19 protein-coding genes and 1 tRNA gene are annotated in these 13,704 nt (G+C 64.6%); 8 read left to right on the top strand and 12 right to left on the bottom strand.

Features of this window, described 5'->3' with window-relative positions; translation table 11 throughout:
• Positions 1-78: 78 nt before the first annotated feature.
• Genes B7R24_RS00110 through B7R24_RS00085 form a run of 6 tightly spaced genes read right to left on the bottom strand, consistent with a single transcriptional unit; the run spans position 79 to position 2,532 of the window.
• Positions 79-252: a CsbD family protein gene (locus tag B7R24_RS00110; RefSeq protein WP_116416968.1), complete on the bottom strand. Its 174-nt coding sequence runs from the start codon at positions 250-252 to the stop codon at positions 79-81.
• Between the two features lie 58 nt (positions 253-310).
• Positions 311-916 (bottom strand): hypothetical protein, encoded by a 606-nt coding sequence (locus B7R24_RS00105; RefSeq protein WP_116416967.1) that lies wholly within the window; start codon positions 914-916, stop codon positions 311-313.
• Positions 913-1,491 carry an MmoB/DmpM family protein gene (locus tag B7R24_RS00100; protein WP_116416966.1) on the bottom strand — a complete coding sequence of 193 codons (579 nt, stop codon included), beginning with the start codon at positions 1,489-1,491 and terminating at the stop codon, positions 913-915. The genes B7R24_RS00105 and B7R24_RS00100 overlap by 4 nt, the downstream gene beginning before the upstream one ends.
• Positions 1,488-1,871 (bottom strand): hypothetical protein, encoded by a 384-nt coding sequence (locus B7R24_RS00095; RefSeq protein WP_116416965.1) that lies wholly within the window; start codon positions 1,869-1,871, stop codon positions 1,488-1,490. Before B7R24_RS00095 ends, B7R24_RS00100 begins: the two co-directional genes overlap by 4 nt.
• A complete protein-coding gene (locus B7R24_RS00090; protein WP_116416964.1) occupies positions 1,868-2,065 on the bottom strand; it encodes a DUF2273 domain-containing protein in 198 nt (65 codons plus the stop codon). The genes B7R24_RS00095 and B7R24_RS00090 overlap by 4 nt, the downstream gene beginning before the upstream one ends.
• Before the next feature lie 2 nt (positions 2,066-2,067).
• Positions 2,068-2,532: an Asp23/Gls24 family envelope stress response protein gene (locus tag B7R24_RS00085; RefSeq protein ID WP_116416963.1), complete on the bottom strand. Its 465-nt coding sequence runs from the start codon at positions 2,530-2,532 to the stop codon at positions 2,068-2,070.
• Positions 2,533-2,671: 139 nt separating this feature from the next.
• On the opposite strand from B7R24_RS00085, the gene B7R24_RS00080 reads away from it, so the two are divergent.
• The 3 genes from B7R24_RS00080 to B7R24_RS00070 are packed head-to-tail and all read left to right on the top strand — an operon-like array spanning position 2,672 to position 4,198.
• On the top strand, positions 2,672-3,235 hold the full coding sequence (locus B7R24_RS00080; RefSeq protein ID WP_116416962.1) for an RNA polymerase sigma factor: 564 nt from the start codon (positions 2,672-2,674) through the stop codon (positions 3,233-3,235).
• Positions 3,232-3,852 (top strand): Asp23/Gls24 family envelope stress response protein, encoded by a 621-nt coding sequence (locus B7R24_RS00075; RefSeq protein ID WP_116417278.1) that lies wholly within the window; start codon positions 3,232-3,234, stop codon positions 3,850-3,852. Before B7R24_RS00080 ends, B7R24_RS00075 begins: the two co-directional genes overlap by 4 nt.
• Before the next feature lie 16 nt (positions 3,853-3,868).
• Positions 3,869-4,198, top strand: a complete 330-nt coding sequence (locus tag B7R24_RS00070; RefSeq protein WP_116416961.1) for a hypothetical protein — start codon at positions 3,869-3,871, stop codon at positions 4,196-4,198.
• A 49-nt stretch (positions 4,199-4,247) separates the two neighbouring features.
• Here B7R24_RS00070 and B7R24_RS00065 read toward each other — a convergent pair whose 3' ends face one another.
• From B7R24_RS00065 to B7R24_RS00050, 4 genes are all read right to left on the bottom strand, one after another.
• Positions 4,248-5,345, bottom strand: a complete 1,098-nt coding sequence (locus B7R24_RS00065) for an AraC family transcriptional regulator (RefSeq protein WP_172582637.1) — start codon at positions 5,343-5,345, stop codon at positions 4,248-4,250.
• Between the two features lie 197 nt (positions 5,346-5,542).
• Positions 5,543-5,839 (bottom strand): hypothetical protein, encoded by a 297-nt coding sequence (locus tag B7R24_RS00060; protein ID WP_147303924.1) that lies wholly within the window; start codon positions 5,837-5,839, stop codon positions 5,543-5,545.
• Complete coding sequence (locus B7R24_RS00055) at positions 5,832-6,212, bottom strand: TraR/DksA family transcriptional regulator (protein WP_253259175.1); 381 nt, start codon at positions 6,210-6,212, stop codon at positions 5,832-5,834. Before B7R24_RS00055 ends, B7R24_RS00060 begins: the two co-directional genes overlap by 8 nt.
• A complete protein-coding gene (locus tag B7R24_RS00050) occupies positions 6,193-6,993 on the bottom strand; it encodes an HAD-IIB family hydrolase (RefSeq protein WP_253259174.1) in 801 nt (266 codons plus the stop codon). Before B7R24_RS00050 ends, B7R24_RS00055 begins: the two co-directional genes overlap by 20 nt.
• Positions 6,994-7,096: 103 nt before the next feature.
• Between B7R24_RS00050 and B7R24_RS00045 the strand changes: the two genes are divergently transcribed.
• Entirely contained in the window at positions 7,097-7,747 is a 651-nt protein-coding gene (locus B7R24_RS00045; RefSeq protein WP_116416957.1) for a DinB family protein, read from the top strand.
• Positions 7,748-7,762: 15 nt separating this feature from the next.
• Here B7R24_RS00045 and B7R24_RS00040 read toward each other — a convergent pair.
• Positions 7,763-7,836 (bottom strand) — tRNA-Gly (locus tag B7R24_RS00040).
• A 1,318-nt stretch (positions 7,837-9,154) separates the two neighbouring features.
• Positions 9,155-9,712: a MarR family winged helix-turn-helix transcriptional regulator gene (locus B7R24_RS00035; RefSeq protein WP_216363576.1), complete on the bottom strand. Its 558-nt coding sequence runs from the start codon at positions 9,710-9,712 to the stop codon at positions 9,155-9,157.
• 214 nt (positions 9,713-9,926) lie between these two features.
• On the opposite strand from B7R24_RS00035, the gene B7R24_RS00030 reads away from it, so the two are divergent.
• The 4 genes from B7R24_RS00030 (at position 9,927) to B7R24_RS17725 (ending at position 13,213) form a co-directional block, all read left to right on the top strand.
• Positions 9,927-10,580, top strand: a complete 654-nt coding sequence (locus tag B7R24_RS00030) for a hypothetical protein (protein ID WP_116416956.1) — start codon at positions 9,927-9,929, stop codon at positions 10,578-10,580.
• 119 nt (positions 10,581-10,699) lie between these two features.
• Positions 10,700-11,590: a signal peptidase I gene (locus B7R24_RS00025; RefSeq protein WP_116416955.1), complete on the top strand. Its 891-nt coding sequence runs from the start codon at positions 10,700-10,702 to the stop codon at positions 11,588-11,590.
• Positions 11,587-12,462 carry a LamG domain-containing protein gene (locus B7R24_RS00020; RefSeq protein WP_116416954.1) on the top strand — a complete coding sequence of 292 codons (876 nt, stop codon included), beginning with the start codon at positions 11,587-11,589 and terminating at the stop codon, positions 12,460-12,462. Before B7R24_RS00025 ends, B7R24_RS00020 begins: the two co-directional genes overlap by 4 nt.
• A gap of 118 nt (positions 12,463-12,580) precedes the next feature.
• Positions 12,581-13,213 carry a hypothetical protein gene (locus B7R24_RS17725; RefSeq protein ID WP_216363575.1) on the top strand — a complete coding sequence of 211 codons (633 nt, stop codon included), beginning with the start codon at positions 12,581-12,583 and terminating at the stop codon, positions 13,211-13,213.
• Positions 13,214-13,704 lie beyond the last annotated feature (491 nt).

The raw sequence follows: 13,704 nt of genomic DNA, 5'->3' as shown, positions 1-13,704 counted from the left end.
CGCGAATGACAGAAGGAGCGGGGCATCCATCGCCCCGCTCCTTCTGATCAGTGCGCCGAGGAAACGGCGCGACCGAACTCAGTCCTTGAAGACGTCTTTGACGTTCTCGCCGGCCTTCTTGGCGCTCGCGGAGGTCTGATCGGCCTTGCCTTCGGCGACCTTGGAGTCGTCGTTGGTGGCGTTGCCGAACGCTTCCTTCGCCTTGCCGGCGAGGTCCTGGGCGGCGTTCTGGATCTTGTCTGCTGCACTCATGATGTGTTGCCTTTCTTGTTGTGAAGGTCGGCCCGGGGATCGGGTCGAACGAACGGGCTCACGCCAGCCGGGTTACCCCAGCGGTTCGTGTGCGAAACCCCCCACTCACCTGGATGAGGGCGGGAACAGTGGTACCGAGCAGGGCGTCGAGGGCGATGAGCTGTTGCTCCACCAGGTCGCGCGCATCGACGGGGGAGACCCCGCGCCGGCACGACACCGAGACCTTCAACACCGAGGTGCCCTTCACGTCGTAGGTCGTGACGCGTGACCCGACGAGCTCGGGGTGTGACGCAAGCGACTCCTTGAGCAGGTCTTCGGCGACGGATGCATCGACCACCGTCGAGCCGTCGTCTGTCGGCTTCTGCGAGAGCAGAGCGCGGGTGTGCCCGCGCCCCTGGCGTGCGATGAAGACGACGAACAGCACGGCGAAGACGAGCAGCACCGGGGCCGCGATGAGCCAGAGCCAGCTGTGCCCGGTCGCGCTGAACGGCGTGGCCTTCAGCGCGTCGGTGAGCGTCGACGTGACGCCGGGGGCGGCATCATCGAACGCCCTGCTGAACCCGGGCAGTGCGCCGAGGGCAAGAGAAACCAGGCCGAGGGCGAGGAGCACGAGACCGGCGAGCAGGATGACTGTCCGGTTCGCGCCGCGATTGGTGCTGTTCATGCTCCGACCTTTCCCTGGCTCTCGATGATGACGCGCGAACGGATGCTCGGCTCGAGTTCATAGGCAGCGAGCTGTTCATCGACGGCCGCACTCACAGCATCGCGGTCGACGGTGAGCCCGGAGGCCGGGGTCACCCGCACGATCGCCCTACGGTGTGAAACGGTGACCTGCGTGTTGTCGGGACTGATGCGGGCCGCGTAGGCCGCGTGCCGAGCCAGGGCCGACGCGATCACCTCGTTGTCGATGACGGTGGCCGCCCGCTCCGACGTCAGCGTGTGCCGGGCCCGGCGGCTGCCGGAGAACGCGACGATGACGAGGATCAGGCCGATGACCGCAGCGACGATGCCGCCGGCGATCAGGGCGCCAGCCGGGTAGCCGGGCGCATCCGTCACCGCTTGGGCGAGCTGGGCCGGCGCGACGAGCAGGGCGGAGCGGCCCAGCAGCCGCAGCACGAACTCCACGCCGAGGTAGGCCAGCGCGAGGATGGCGAGCAGCGCCAGAACAATGGCCAGACCAGACAGCGGGGAGTGCGTTTCGCGACGGCTCAGTCGTCGGTAGAGCGATGTCGTACTCATCTCACCCTCTTCTCTGACTGGACGTCGATTCCGGTGAGCCGCACCGTGACGGTGGAGATGTTCGATCCGCTGAGGTCGGAGGCACGCCGACGGATCTCGGTCTGCGCGACCGCGGCACGCTCGAGGAGCGTGCCGCCCGTTCGAGCGACGATGCCCCGGTCATCCTGAACCCGGCCGAGCGACACCACGCGAAGCGGCGATCGAACGGTCACGGTCAGCGCGCCAGCGGAGTCGGCGAGGTCGATCGAGACCGACGATGCGTCGACCCCGAGAGCCTCGGCCGCCACCGCGGCGATCACGCGGTTGAGGGCTTTCGCTGTCACCCGCGTTCGGCCGGCGGCGGGCGCCCGGAGGGGACGCGACGCCACAACCGTGCTCACGATGACGAACGCTTCCCTCTGAACGCGCCGATGAGGGCGGTGAGGTCGAGCTTGCCCTCCATCACGCGACCGACGAGGGCTCCGATCGCCATCGCGACGGCGACGAAGACGAACGCCCAGAAGCCGAAGGCGATCCAGGTGAGGGCGAGAACGGCACCGATGACGATGCCTGCCCGGGTTGCAGAACTGGTCATGACTACTGAACCCGCGCTTCGGTCTCGTCATCGGCGTCGTCGGACGGGATGAAGACGTCGACGATGGTCACGTTGACCTCGGTGACCTCCATGCCGACGAGGGTCTCGATGGCGTCGACGATCGACGAGCGCACCTTGTCCGCAACATCCTGCAGCGGTACCGGGTACTCGGCGACGATGGTCACGTCGACGGCGACCTGGGTCTCGCCGACCTCGACGGTGATGCCCTGCGAGAGGTCGGTGTTGTTCATGGCGCTGCGGATGGAACCGAGAACGCGGGCCGCTCCACCGCCGAGGGCGTGCACTCCGCTGACCTCACGGGCCGCGATACCGGCGACTTTGGCGATGACGCCGTCGTTGATGACGGTCTTGCCGATGGCGATCTCAGCGGTCGGCGACGCGGGAATCGTGGCCGACGAGGTCACGACGGTCGGCTTGACGGTTGCGGGGGTGGTGGGGGTTGCCATGGTGTGCTCCTTGATCTGAGTGCGGGGCCCCGAGCAGAAGCCCGGGGTGTTTGTGCGATAGTCACTAGTAAGACGGTGGCCGAGTCCCATTCGTCACACCAGTGGGTTGCTCTATTTCTGTGAAGGGTGCGTGAGTCGAATGGATGTCCATTCCCCCCCTTCGCTCAGCCAGGCGGATGACCGAACCATCGTGGGCCGCGCGGCCGACGGCGACGTGCGTGCCTTCGAGGTTCTCGTGCGGCGGTACGGACCGTTGATGCGGGCCTACGCGACCCGGGTGCTCGGGTCGAACGACGAGACCGACGATGTGGTGCAGGAATCGTTCATCACCGCCTGGCAGCAGCTGTCGACCCTCACCGACGCGGGTGTCGTCAAGAGCTGGCTGATGCGCATCGTGAGCCGTAAGAGTATCGACCGCATCAGGGCGCGAAAGCAGCACGTCGACATCGACGACTTCGAGCAGGAGGCGCCCCGGGCACACGGGCCGGAGCGCATCGCCGAGGCGCACTCGCGCGAGGCGGCGCTCAGCCGCGCACTGCGTGCGATGCCCGCCCAGCAGCGCCAGTGCTGGGTTCTCAAGGAGATCGCCGAGTACAGTTACGACGACATCGCCGCCGAGCTCGACCTGCCCACCTCGACCGTGCGCGGGCTGCTGGCCCGGGCGCGCAAGAATCTGATGCGTGAGATGGAGGAGTGGCGATGAGCGACGAAATCGCACTCGAAGGTTTCGAACCGGCCGATCTCGACGGCCACACCATCGACGAGCTCAGCGACTACCTCGAAGCCGGCTGCCTGCCGTTCGACCCGTCGATCGAGTCGTCTCCCGGCTGCCAAATCGCCATGGCCGCACTCATCCGCCTGCGGGGGGTGTCGTTGTCGCTGCTCGAGACCGAGGCGATCGACGAGCCGGCGCGCGACGACAGCTGGGTCGCGGGCATTCTGAACCGAATCGGTTTCGAGGCGCAGGCCGGGCGCAGCATCCCGGTGTCGCATCCCTCCGCCCAGGCCTTCCTCACCCTCACCGAGGGCGCGGTCCGCGGGCTCATCCGCGCCGCGGGCGACTCCGTGACGGGGGTTCTCATCGGGCGATGCCGGCTGCAGGGCGATGTGACGGTTCCGGGCGAGCCCATCACGGTGCTCGTCGACGCGAGCGTCTTCTGGGGAGAGTCCATCCCCGAGGCGGCCGCGCGGGTGCGCGAGGCGATCTACGCAGAGCTCCTGAAGCACACCGAACTGACCATTGCGGCGATCGACGTCGTGATCCATGACGTGCATCTCTCCCGCAGCCTCGGTGAAGACGCTGCCGAAGAGATCGAGTGACAGGGGTACGGGAACAATGGATGATCGAACTGCTCTGACGCGCGACCTGACCGACCTCGTCCGGCTCATTCCCGGCGTCGCGGCCGTCTACTCCTCGGGACCCGTCGTGGTCGAGGCCGTCTCTGCCGTGACGCAGGTGGTGTTGCGCGGCGCCGTCGCTCACGATGTCGTGGCGGTCGCTGAGGCGAACGGTGGCCTCACGGTCTCGGTCACGATCGGCGTGAGCGAGGGTCTGCCGGCCACCGAAGTGTGCCGGCAGGTCTACGACGCGATCGCCGAACGCCTCCTGCTGGGCGGGATGGCCGAGACGGCGTCGATCGCGGTGAAGGTCGCGCGCATCGGCTGAGCGAAGGCGCGGAGCGGAGCGGTTCGCCTCGCCGCGCGCCCTCTGCCGGTCATCCGGCGGCCGCCAGGGAGGTCGTTCGAAACTCGCTCGGCGTCATGCCGTGCTTCGAACGCAGGGCGAACCTCATCTCCTTGATGCTCGAGAAGCCGTTCATCAGCGCGACCTCGCCCAGCGAGAGGTAGGGGCTCGTTCCGCCCGTCATCGTCGCCACGACTGCGGCGGCGCGGCGCTCGCGCACAGCATCGCTGATGGTCGCGCCGTTCTGGGCGAAAGCCCTCTGAAGGTGCCGCAGTGAGACGTGCAACCGGTCGGCCAGGGCGCCAGGGTCGAGCATCGGGTTGGCGAACTCCCGGTCGATGACCGCCATGGCCTGGGCCCAGAGGCCCGAGGTGAGGTCGGTGGAGTCCAGCCGGAAACCGGCCTGCTCGATGAACAGCCCCGAGACGAGCTGGGTGAGCACGGCCGCGGCCGGATGACCGTTCGACGTGCTGCCGACGCTCCGCGGGCGAGCTTCCCGAAGGCTGCGTTCATCGGTCGTGTGCATCAGTTCGAGCACGAACGAGAGGGCCGGCGCCGTCAGCATCATCTGGCTCTTGAACACACCGAACGGGCGGTGACGCTTCTCCACGCCGTTGAGAGCACACCGCGGAACGGAGACGCGTGCGAAACGTGACGTGTGCTGATTCGTGGCCGTGACCCTCGTCCAGCCGGGAAACCACCCCGATCCCCCCTTGGACACCGTGAACGGCTGGCTCCCGTCGAAGATGGTGAACCCACCCGTCATGATGAAGACGACACTCACATAGTCGGCGTCGCCGGTCGCCTCCTCGAACGTGGGGGTGATCGAGCAGGGTGTCATGACGACGTCGGAGGCGATGACGTCGCCGAAGGTCCAGAGCACGCCCCGCGAGCGGAAGTTCTTCGGGTCGTCGCAGGTGACATTGCCCGCTGAGAGATCGAGGGCCTCCTGGCCCTGCCTCGACCACTGCTGGCGGGTCGTCGCCTGTGTCTCGGCGAAAGCCTGCGGCGCGGGTGCGTGCAACCACGGTGTCGGCTGGTTTCGCACGATCGGGTGCGGCTGCGCGGTCGGGTGGTGTGGTGCGGTCGGATGGTGCTTCGCGGTCGGGTGCTGTGGTGCGGTCGTCATTTCGTCCCCTTGGTCGATCTGACGCCGGCTCCGCGTGCCGGGGGTCAGTCGACGAGTACCTGGCATTGTCGAGGAACACCAGCGTCGTTCTTGCCACAGCGGCTTTCTGGGCTGTGCACTGTGCGTCGAGACCCCCTCACGCACGGTCACATCAGGTTGCCCCATTCGGGGGACGCTGCCTAGCCCCCGAATGGGGGTCAAGACGACGTGGTCGGGATCTCTGCCTCGGGCCCGTCAGGGCAGTAGAGCTGGGTGCGCTCACCGGCGCGATCGATGGTGTGCTCACGCATCGGTCGTCCGCAGAGGGGGCACGACCCCGCACTGGCGCGTTCCGTCTTCGACTCGGCCGATTCGGTGTCGAACGGGCCGAGAGGAGGGGGGCCGAGGTAGGGGAAGAGCCGTGCATTCAGCCAGCCGCCGAGCCCGCCCGGGCGCTTCCCGTCGCCGGCGCCCTTCCTTCCGCCGGCGCGGTTCTTGCCGCCCGACTCAGCCACGGCGTGCACAGGTGATGCAGAGCTCGGCGAAGGGGCGGGCATCCAGTCGCCCGGCGTCGATGGGCAGACCGCACCGGATGCACGTTCCGTAGGTACCCCGCTCGAAACGCTCGAGGGCGCCGTCGATCGCGGTCGAGCGTGCCTGCAGTTCTGCGGTGACCCCAGCGATGCGCGACCACTCCGACGAGAGCGTCGGTCCCTCGGGATCGTGTTCGTCATCGGCCGAGGCGTCACCACGGGCGTCCCGCACGTCGTCGAGCGATCCCGTCATGCGCTTCAGCTCGGTGTCGAGTTCGGAGCGCAGCCGCTCGAGCTCCCGCCGCAGGTGCGCCAGCCGGTCATCGGTCAGCCGGTCATCCGTCAGTCGGGTCATCCGTCACCCGGTTCGCAGCCGCCTGCAGCTCAGGGATGAGCTTCTCGAGGTATGCGGCCGTGTCGTGCCAGCCCTCGACGGCCACGCACGAAACTCCCATGGCCTTCACGGGGTAGTCGTTGCCGTTCTCGTCGAGGCGGTCGCCGATGAAGAGCATGTCGTCGAGCGGGATTCCGGTCAGGTCGGCGAGCTTGTTCATGCCGTACGCCTTGTCGATGCCCCGGCGGGTGATGTCGACGCTCGTCGACCCGCCCGCACGCACTTCGAGGTCGGGAAGCTCCGCCTGGGCGGCCTCCCGCAGGGCGTTCTTCTTCTCGCCCGACGGGTCCCACGCCATCTTCGCCGCGACGGGAGCAGCCTGGCCGAGGGCCGAGAACGTGATCTGCGAACCGCGGTCTTCGAGAATGGGCCCCCAGGTCTCGGTCTCCCAGAAGCCGAGGTGCTTCGCGACGCGCTCGACCACCTCGAGGGCGCGTGCCTTCTCGTCATCGGTCAGGTTCTGGGCGTAGATCTGGCTCCAGGCGCCGTTCTCGTGTCGGTAGTACTGCGTGCCGCAGGTGGGCATCAGGTGGAGTCGGGCGAGCTGGTCTTCACTGGCGTCACCGAGATTGTCGATGACCTGCATCTGGAACTGGGCGATCTGCCCGCCCGAGATGATGCAGACCGGCGACACGTCGAGGAGCCTGATGAGAAGGGCGGCCATCGCCGGGTCGAGCGGAGACTTCGACGGTGCGAGCGTGTCGTCGAGGTCGAAAGCGACCAATCGGGGAGATGTCGTCACGGGTGATTCCTTCACGTGTCTGGGGTGCGCGACAGATTTCCGCGCCGCTCCATGGTACGGGGTAGCCCCATCCGGTGTCGGAAGGGTGGTGCAGAATCGGTTCATGGACGAGAAAGAGACACTCCGCACCTACCTGCAGAGGCGCCGGTCAGACCTCCTCGGCACGCTCGACGGTCTGGACGAGTACGACGTGCGCCGGCCGCTGACGCCGACGGGCACCAACCTGCTTGGGCTCGTGAAGCACGTGGCGAGCGTGCAGCTCGGGTACTTCGGCGAGGTGTTCGGGCGCTCGGCGACGCATCCCGTTGCCGAGCAGATCACCGCTCTGGATGCTGCCGAGGCGTTGGCCGCGTTGGCTGGCTCCGTAGGTCTGCCGGGCTCTTTCGGCGTGGATGCTGCCTTCGAAGACGCGGACATGTGGGCGCCGGCGGAGCAGTCCCGGGTCGAGGTGCTCGACTTCTTCGATTTCTCCTCCGCCCACAGCGACGCAACCATCGACGTCCTGCCTCTCGACGCGACCGGCACGGTGCCCTGGTGGCCCGCCGATCGCTGTGACGTGACGATGCACCAGATCCTCGTGCACGTCGTCGCGGAGGTCGCCCGCCATGCCGGGCACGCAGACATCATGCGGGAACTCATCGACGGCCGCGCCGGAAACGGGCCCGCCGATCCGAACATCCCCGCGCGCGATGCCGCCGCGTGGCAGCGGTACGTCGCCCGAATCGATGACGCGGCGCGCGCCGCCCGGCGCTGAGCCTCGCCGGCCCCGTGGAGCGGATGACGGGAATCGAACCCGCACTATCAGCTTGGGAAGCTGAAGTTCTGCCATTGAACTACATCCGCATGTGCCTTGATCCCCGTCATTTCGGGGATCTCGGTGTCTAGCGATTCAAAGTTTTCGCCGAAAGTCAATGTTTAGTCAAGGTTTTGGCGGGAGACGTTGAACGTTTCCAGAATAGCAGTGAGGTCGCGACGGTGGAACGGAATGATTCGGTAATGCTCCTTGAGATCGCGTCCCTTCCAGAGCCGCGTGCCATTGCAACAGGAAGTTACTCGGGGCCCGGAGTGTGCCCGTGGAGGAGGGAAACACGAGGTCAGTCGATGCGTCAATTCTCCGACGCTCTAGCATCGAGTGCGCAAAAGGAGAGAGCTTCACGACGCGCTGGGAGCTGGCGCTCTTCGTCTTGGGCTGAATGACAAGACCGCCGGCTTTGCGGACCACCGTCCCCTGCGATAGTGAACGTAGCCGGCGCCGCCGTGAAATTCACTGCCTCCCACCTGGCGGCCAGCACCTCACCAGTTCGACATCCTGTCGCGAGATACATGTCGATTGGGTCCGCGAGATCGCTGACTCGTTTCATTCCTCGCCGATCAAGGCCGTCATCCCAGTGTTGGGCCTAGTGTCGTCGTATGAGCGACCCTGAGATCCTCGACCCGAAGGTCATCCACCTCCTTCCCGATGATGCAGAGAGTGTGATCTGGCTTCCCGAGTCCGGTTTCATACGACAAGTCCAGACTTTCAAATGGTCTAGTGGAGGCCATGCAGAATTGGGAGCTTTCCTACACCGTGGTCGTCCCGATGAGCAGACCTGGTCGAGTCCAAGTCTGAGGGACGCCTTTGAAGCAGAGGGGGCGAGGCTAGCCGAACTTCTCAGTATGGAGGTGGGCCGAAACTTTGTTGTGGAACTTCCCCTGACGGAGCCTGAAGCGGAAGTGCGTAGATTTGCTTCCTCAGCCGCGCCCTGAATCTCCGTGCAAGCTACGTCGTCCCTGATGGGGAAACCCCATAACCAACGGCATGAGCTCCTGCGTGAGCCGCGTCCTTGGGGGAGTGGGCGTCGTTTAGTCTGGTGCAGACCTTAGACGGGTCGCTCAGTGGGACGGGTTCAACCAATCGGTGCCGTGGCGCGACTTGTAAGTGACGCTCGCTGACGTTATTTTGGAGCCACTGAATGGTGCGTTCCACGTCTACGGTGAGCTCTTTCGCGTGGACAGGGTGGCGGGCGGCAGGATACGCCGGACAAGTCGCTTCCAGTTGTCTGACGCGATCTGCGGCCGGTCAAACCGGCAGATTGTTGAGTGTTGCGCGGCGGCCGTATTTAGCCATCGATCTGGTTCAGCTTTGCGGACCGATGTTCCAGGCCAGGTATGGGGGCAGTGTTCAATGCGCCGGGTCGGCGATATGTGTGGTGGTCGTGTTAATGATTTCAGTAATGTGGTCGATGGTCTCGGTGAGTTCGTTTGCTGTGAGCGCGTTGTGGGTTGTGACGGCGGTGGCGGCGAGGCTGGTGTAGGCGTTGACGACCCATGCGGCTTGGGTTTTGCCGTGGGGGGTGGGTTCTAGGAGCACGCTTCGCCGGTCGTCCGGATTCGGGATCCGGTGTACGAGGTCGACTTTTTCGAGTCGGTCGATCATCGCGGTCGTTGCGCCAGTCGTGAATCGGAGGGTTGCGGCAAGTTCTTTGGGTGTGGTGGTGCCGGTTTCGGCGATGTGCATGAAGGCGTCGTATTCGTTGTGGGTAAGGCCGAGGTGATCGGCGAACGCGGTGCGGAGCTTCCGGTGTTCCACATCCAGCCGGTGCAGCGCGGATGCATACTCGGCCGCCCCGTCGGCTGCGGTAGCGTGCTCCGCTGCCTCCTTCTTTGGCTTCGAAGCGCGGGGAAGTGCGGTGAGGTGCCCCTTTTTGGTGGCGTCGTCCTTGGTAATCAGCATGGCCATGGGGTGAAATCTTTCGGTTGAGTGCCTCCGCTAGGAACAGAGGGGTTCGTTCGAGCATAGGGTGCTGGTTTAGGGGGTGCTGCGCCCCAAAACGGGGGGTTTGCATTAGCTCTAATGTTTCTTCATACTAAAGGTGCTTGCCGATGATGTAGATAACCCGCAGGGTGATTTCAGGGCAAAGCTTCACTCACTTCACTCCTAAGGGGATTCATTCATGTCTGGTCACGCTGCTCTTCCGAAGAACAAACGCCGCCGTTTCGCACCTGTCGCTCTCGGCGCCGGTGTCCTCGGTGCTGTCCTTCTCTCCCTGAGCCTCACCGGGACGATGTCCGGGTTCGTTGCGAGCATCACCAACTCGCAGAACACCGCAGCGACGGGTGCGCTCGTCATGCAGGAGCAGAACTCCGGCGCCACGGTCACCTGCCTCAGCACCGACGGTGGCAGCGTCTCGACGAACGCTTCGACGTGCGCGACGATCAACAAATTCGGTGGCAGCACGACCATGACGCCGGGTAACACGGTTACGACCCCCATCACGATCAAGAACATCGGCACGGTCGCCGCGACGACGTTCACCCTCACGCCTGGTGCGACATGCACCCAGACAAACGTCGGAACCCAGAACGGTACGGCCACGGATCTCTGCGCGAAAATGAACATCGTCATCACCTCGGGTGCGACGACCGTGTTCAGCGGCACCCTCGCCTCCCTCGCCGGCGCAGCGCCTGCCGCGTTCACAATGCCCTCAGCGCCGGCGGCAGGTGTGTTGGTTCCGTTCTCATTCGCTGTCACCCTCGCGTCGACCGCGGGTAACACGTACCAAGGCCTGCAGGCTTCGCTGCCGCTGACCTGGACCTTCGGCAGCTAGTTCCCATCCACCTCATCGTGGGTATCGCGGGTTCGCCTCAGTAGTCCGGGGCGGATCCGCGATACCTCTTTCACCCCCACGCCCGGTACTTCGCTGGTGAACTGTTAGGAAGGAGCCCGATGCCGTCACAACGCGAACAGAAGGGTGCTCATTCCGGACCCTACCGGTGGATCCCCAAACAGGCCCCCCTCAGTCTCCCTGGCCGGTTTCTGTTCGTCACGGCGGCGTCCGTTCTAGGCGCGGTCCTTCTTGCCGCTTTGGTGTTCTTCCTGACCGGTGGGCGGTGGTTCGTGGTGCAGACCCCCTCGATGGGGGAAACAGCACCCGTGGGGACTTTGATCCTCACCACCCCCACCTATGACTCCAACGAGGTCGGAGACGTAATCACGTTCCACCCCCCGACAACACCTGACGAGGTCTACACCCACCGCATCATCAGCATCGACGCGGACGGCGCCATCAGCACCCGCGGAGACATCAACGGCGCAACCGACCCGTGGCAACTGCGGTCCTCTGACATCATCGGCCACGCGAGCTTCATCCTCCCAACGGCCGGCTGGGTCGTGAAAGCCATCCCGATCGTCGCCGTCGGGTCGCTCCTGGTCTGGGCCCTATCGTCGATGTTCCGGTCTCCGACAACCCGATCCGCGCTCCGGGTCGCCGGAACCTCCCTCGTCGTAGCCGTCGCAGCGTACATCCTCCGCCCCCTGATCGGGATCGTCGTCCTCAGCACCACCGCCGACACCACCGGAGCCACCGCAACAGTCGTGTCCACCGGAATCCTCCCGATCCGGGTCCAAGCCGCCGGCGGAAACACCGCCGACCTCGTGACCGGGCAAGTCGGCACCCTCACCGTTCCGAGTCTCCTCGACACCAGCCAATACCATCTCGCCTCGGCTTTGAACCTGTCCCTTCTGGGCTGGGTCATCCTCCTCGCGGTCTGCGCGATACCGCTGCTCTGGACAATCATCATCGGCCTGCCCGCAGACCCAGAAAACGGCACCGCATGAGCATCCGCACACCCGGCAACCCGCCCCTCGCCCCCTGGCGTGGCCTAGGCATCACTGCCCTGACTTTCCTGCTCATCGCGGTGATCGCCGTGACCGCGTTCGCACCCGGTACGTCTTCAGCGTATGTAGCCAAGATCACCAACAACACCGACACTGCAGCGACGGCTGCGAACTTCACCTGCACCGGCGCCTACGGCGTCGACAAAGCCAACGCCCTCTTTCAATACCCCCTGACCGAAACCACCGGCACCGTCGCAGCGGACATCTCAGGGAAGAACGCGAACGGCACTTACCAGGGCTCTCTTGCGTCGAGCACAACCACCCCGATCGCTTGCCCCCGCGACACCGGCAGCTCCTACGTGCTCAACGGCAGCACCAGCTACCTCACCACCCCCACCCAGGTCACCAGCCCCGCAACCTTCACCCTCGAGACCTGGTTCAAAACATCCGTCGCGTCGGGCAAGATCGTCGGGTTCGAAAACGGACAAACCGGAACCGCGTCCGGCCAGTACGACCGCCAGGTATACCTCTCACCCACCGGGCAAGTGATCTTCGGCACCTACAACAACGCTGTGCAAGTCATCACCAGCCCCGCCGGGTACGCCAACGGCGCCTGGCACCACATGATCGCCACATTCTCCGCCGGAACGGGCATGAACCTCTACCTCGACGGGACCCTCGCCGCCAGCAACACCACCTACACCGCCGCCGAGCCCCACGCCGGGTACTGGCGTTTCGGGCAAGGAAACCAAAACGGCTGGCCCAACACCGGAACGAACACTTTCTTTACCGGAACCCTCCGCTACGCCGCCGTGTACACAACCGTGTTCACCCAGGCCCAGACCAACAATCACTACGCCGCAGGCCGCTAAAAAATCAGTCTCAGACGGCTCCGCCCAAGTCTCCATTGCCGGACGTCAAGTGGGGCAGGGTTGCGTAGTCGGTTGTGAGAGATGCAGCGAGTTCATGCCGTCGTGGTCAGAATGGAGCATGATCACATCGGCGGCCGATTACAAACAACATTTCGACGAACAAGACAGTGTCGAACGGTTCCGTTATCTTTGTGACGCCGTCGCTTCGGTTGACACTTGGCTCGCCGTGGTTCGTGAGTTCCCTGAATGCCGGTTCATGGTGTCGTTCAATCGCAACCTTCCGATAGAAGCGTTGGAGGTGCTCAGGCATGATCTCGACTACGCCGTGCAGATGAAGGTTCGAAGGTCTAAAACATGGCGTTCGGCCTACCCGGACGATCGAAACGTCAGAGGGGCTGAGCGAGATGAGCCTGTCGACTTTCGGCTGACATCCGTTGAGAGAAGTGTTCTCCGCAATGGACTGCGGGAATGGGGTGGTCCGGCCAGACCCACTGATGAGTTGGCAAGGGTGACGGGCTTCGCTTCGAAAGCCGATCTGTTTGCGACTGGATCGAGGATCGCCGAAGACATAGTTCAAGGCAGGCCGATGAAGCGCCATGATTGGACGCGGGCTCTTGTGTCGACCGAGTTTGTCTTCGCAAGCGACGTTCTTGGCTCGGGGGTCGATTGGTCTACGACAACTGGCCTTCGCGATCAGTTGACGTTGCAGACGCTACGCGACTTGCAACGGCATTTGGTTTTTGCTCGATAAATGCGGTGGTGGTTTGCGCAATCCACCTCCAGCTCGAATCCCCGACTAAGCGATTCGAGAACCGGACGTCAACCGGGATGACCTGGTGCCCGGTTGATAGGCGATCCTTTTGGTTAGCGCGGACCGAACCTTAAGCGCACTTCGTCGTCAGGCGGAACGTGCAAGCGGCTTTCATGCTCCACTTTTGCGTCGTGTGCCATTTTCACGAATGCTGCTCTCGCGGCCGCGTTCGTTCCGTTGCCTGTTCCGCGCACCCTCGCAGGCTTGGGTGCACCCTCTTGGTAGTTGAGGTATTCCACCTCGACCGCGTCGCCGAGCTCGCCGGCTAGACGATTTGCCAACCTCAGCCCTTCTAGGTCAAAGGTGACGGCGCTCAGCGAATTTCCCCAGTCCTGCTCGTTGAAACTCCCCAGGTCGCGGGGTTAGGTTAGCGCAGGTTTGTGCCGGTGGTGATGCGGCGTAGTTCGTCGGATGCTGCGGTGTGGTTGCGG

The sequence above is a fragment of the Subtercola boreus genome (assembly GCF_003399645.1).
In the GTDB taxonomy this organism is placed as follows: domain Bacteria; phylum Actinomycetota; class Actinomycetes; order Actinomycetales; family Microbacteriaceae; genus Subtercola; species Subtercola boreus_A.
This window is presented reverse-complemented; position numbering and strand designations above follow the sequence as displayed.

Coding starts and splice junctions, on each gene's coding strand:
- B7R24_RS00110 (WP_116416968.1), bottom strand. CDS start 252: ATGAGTGCAGCAGACAAGATCCAGAACGCCGCCCAGGACCTCGCCGGC.
- B7R24_RS00105 (WP_116416967.1), bottom strand. CDS start 916: ATGAACAGCACCAATCGCGGCGCGAACCGGACAGTCATCCTGCTCGCC.
- B7R24_RS00100 (WP_116416966.1), bottom strand. CDS start 1,491: ATGAGTACGACATCGCTCTACCGACGACTGAGCCGTCGCGAAACGCAC.
- B7R24_RS00090 (WP_116416964.1), bottom strand. CDS start 2,065: ATGACCAGTTCTGCAACCCGGGCAGGCATCGTCATCGGTGCCGTTCTC.
- B7R24_RS00085 (WP_116416963.1), bottom strand. CDS start 2,532: ATGGCAACCCCCACCACCCCCGCAACCGTCAAGCCGACCGTCGTGACC.
- B7R24_RS00080 (WP_116416962.1), top strand. CDS start 2,672: ATGGATGTCCATTCCCCCCCTTCGCTCAGCCAGGCGGATGACCGAACC.
- B7R24_RS00075 (WP_116417278.1), top strand. CDS start 3,232: ATGAGCGACGAAATCGCACTCGAAGGTTTCGAACCGGCCGATCTCGAC.
- B7R24_RS00070 (WP_116416961.1), top strand. CDS start 3,869: ATGGATGATCGAACTGCTCTGACGCGCGACCTGACCGACCTCGTCCGG.
- B7R24_RS00065 (WP_172582637.1), bottom strand. CDS start 5,345: ATGACGACCGCACCACAGCACCCGACCGCGAAGCACCATCCGACCGCA.
- B7R24_RS00055 (WP_253259175.1), bottom strand. CDS start 6,212: ATGACCCGACTGACGGATGACCGGCTGACCGATGACCGGCTGGCGCAC.
- B7R24_RS00045 (WP_116416957.1), top strand. CDS start 7,097: ATGGACGAGAAAGAGACACTCCGCACCTACCTGCAGAGGCGCCGGTCA.
- B7R24_RS00035 (WP_216363576.1), bottom strand. CDS start 9,712: ATGGCCATGCTGATTACCAAGGACGACGCCACCAAAAAGGGGCACCTC.
- B7R24_RS00030 (WP_116416956.1), top strand. CDS start 9,927: ATGTCTGGTCACGCTGCTCTTCCGAAGAACAAACGCCGCCGTTTCGCA.
- B7R24_RS00025 (WP_116416955.1), top strand. CDS start 10,700: ATGCCGTCACAACGCGAACAGAAGGGTGCTCATTCCGGACCCTACCGG.
- B7R24_RS00020 (WP_116416954.1), top strand. CDS start 11,587: ATGAGCATCCGCACACCCGGCAACCCGCCCCTCGCCCCCTGGCGTGGC.
- B7R24_RS17725 (WP_216363575.1), top strand. CDS start 12,581: ATGATCACATCGGCGGCCGATTACAAACAACATTTCGACGAACAAGAC.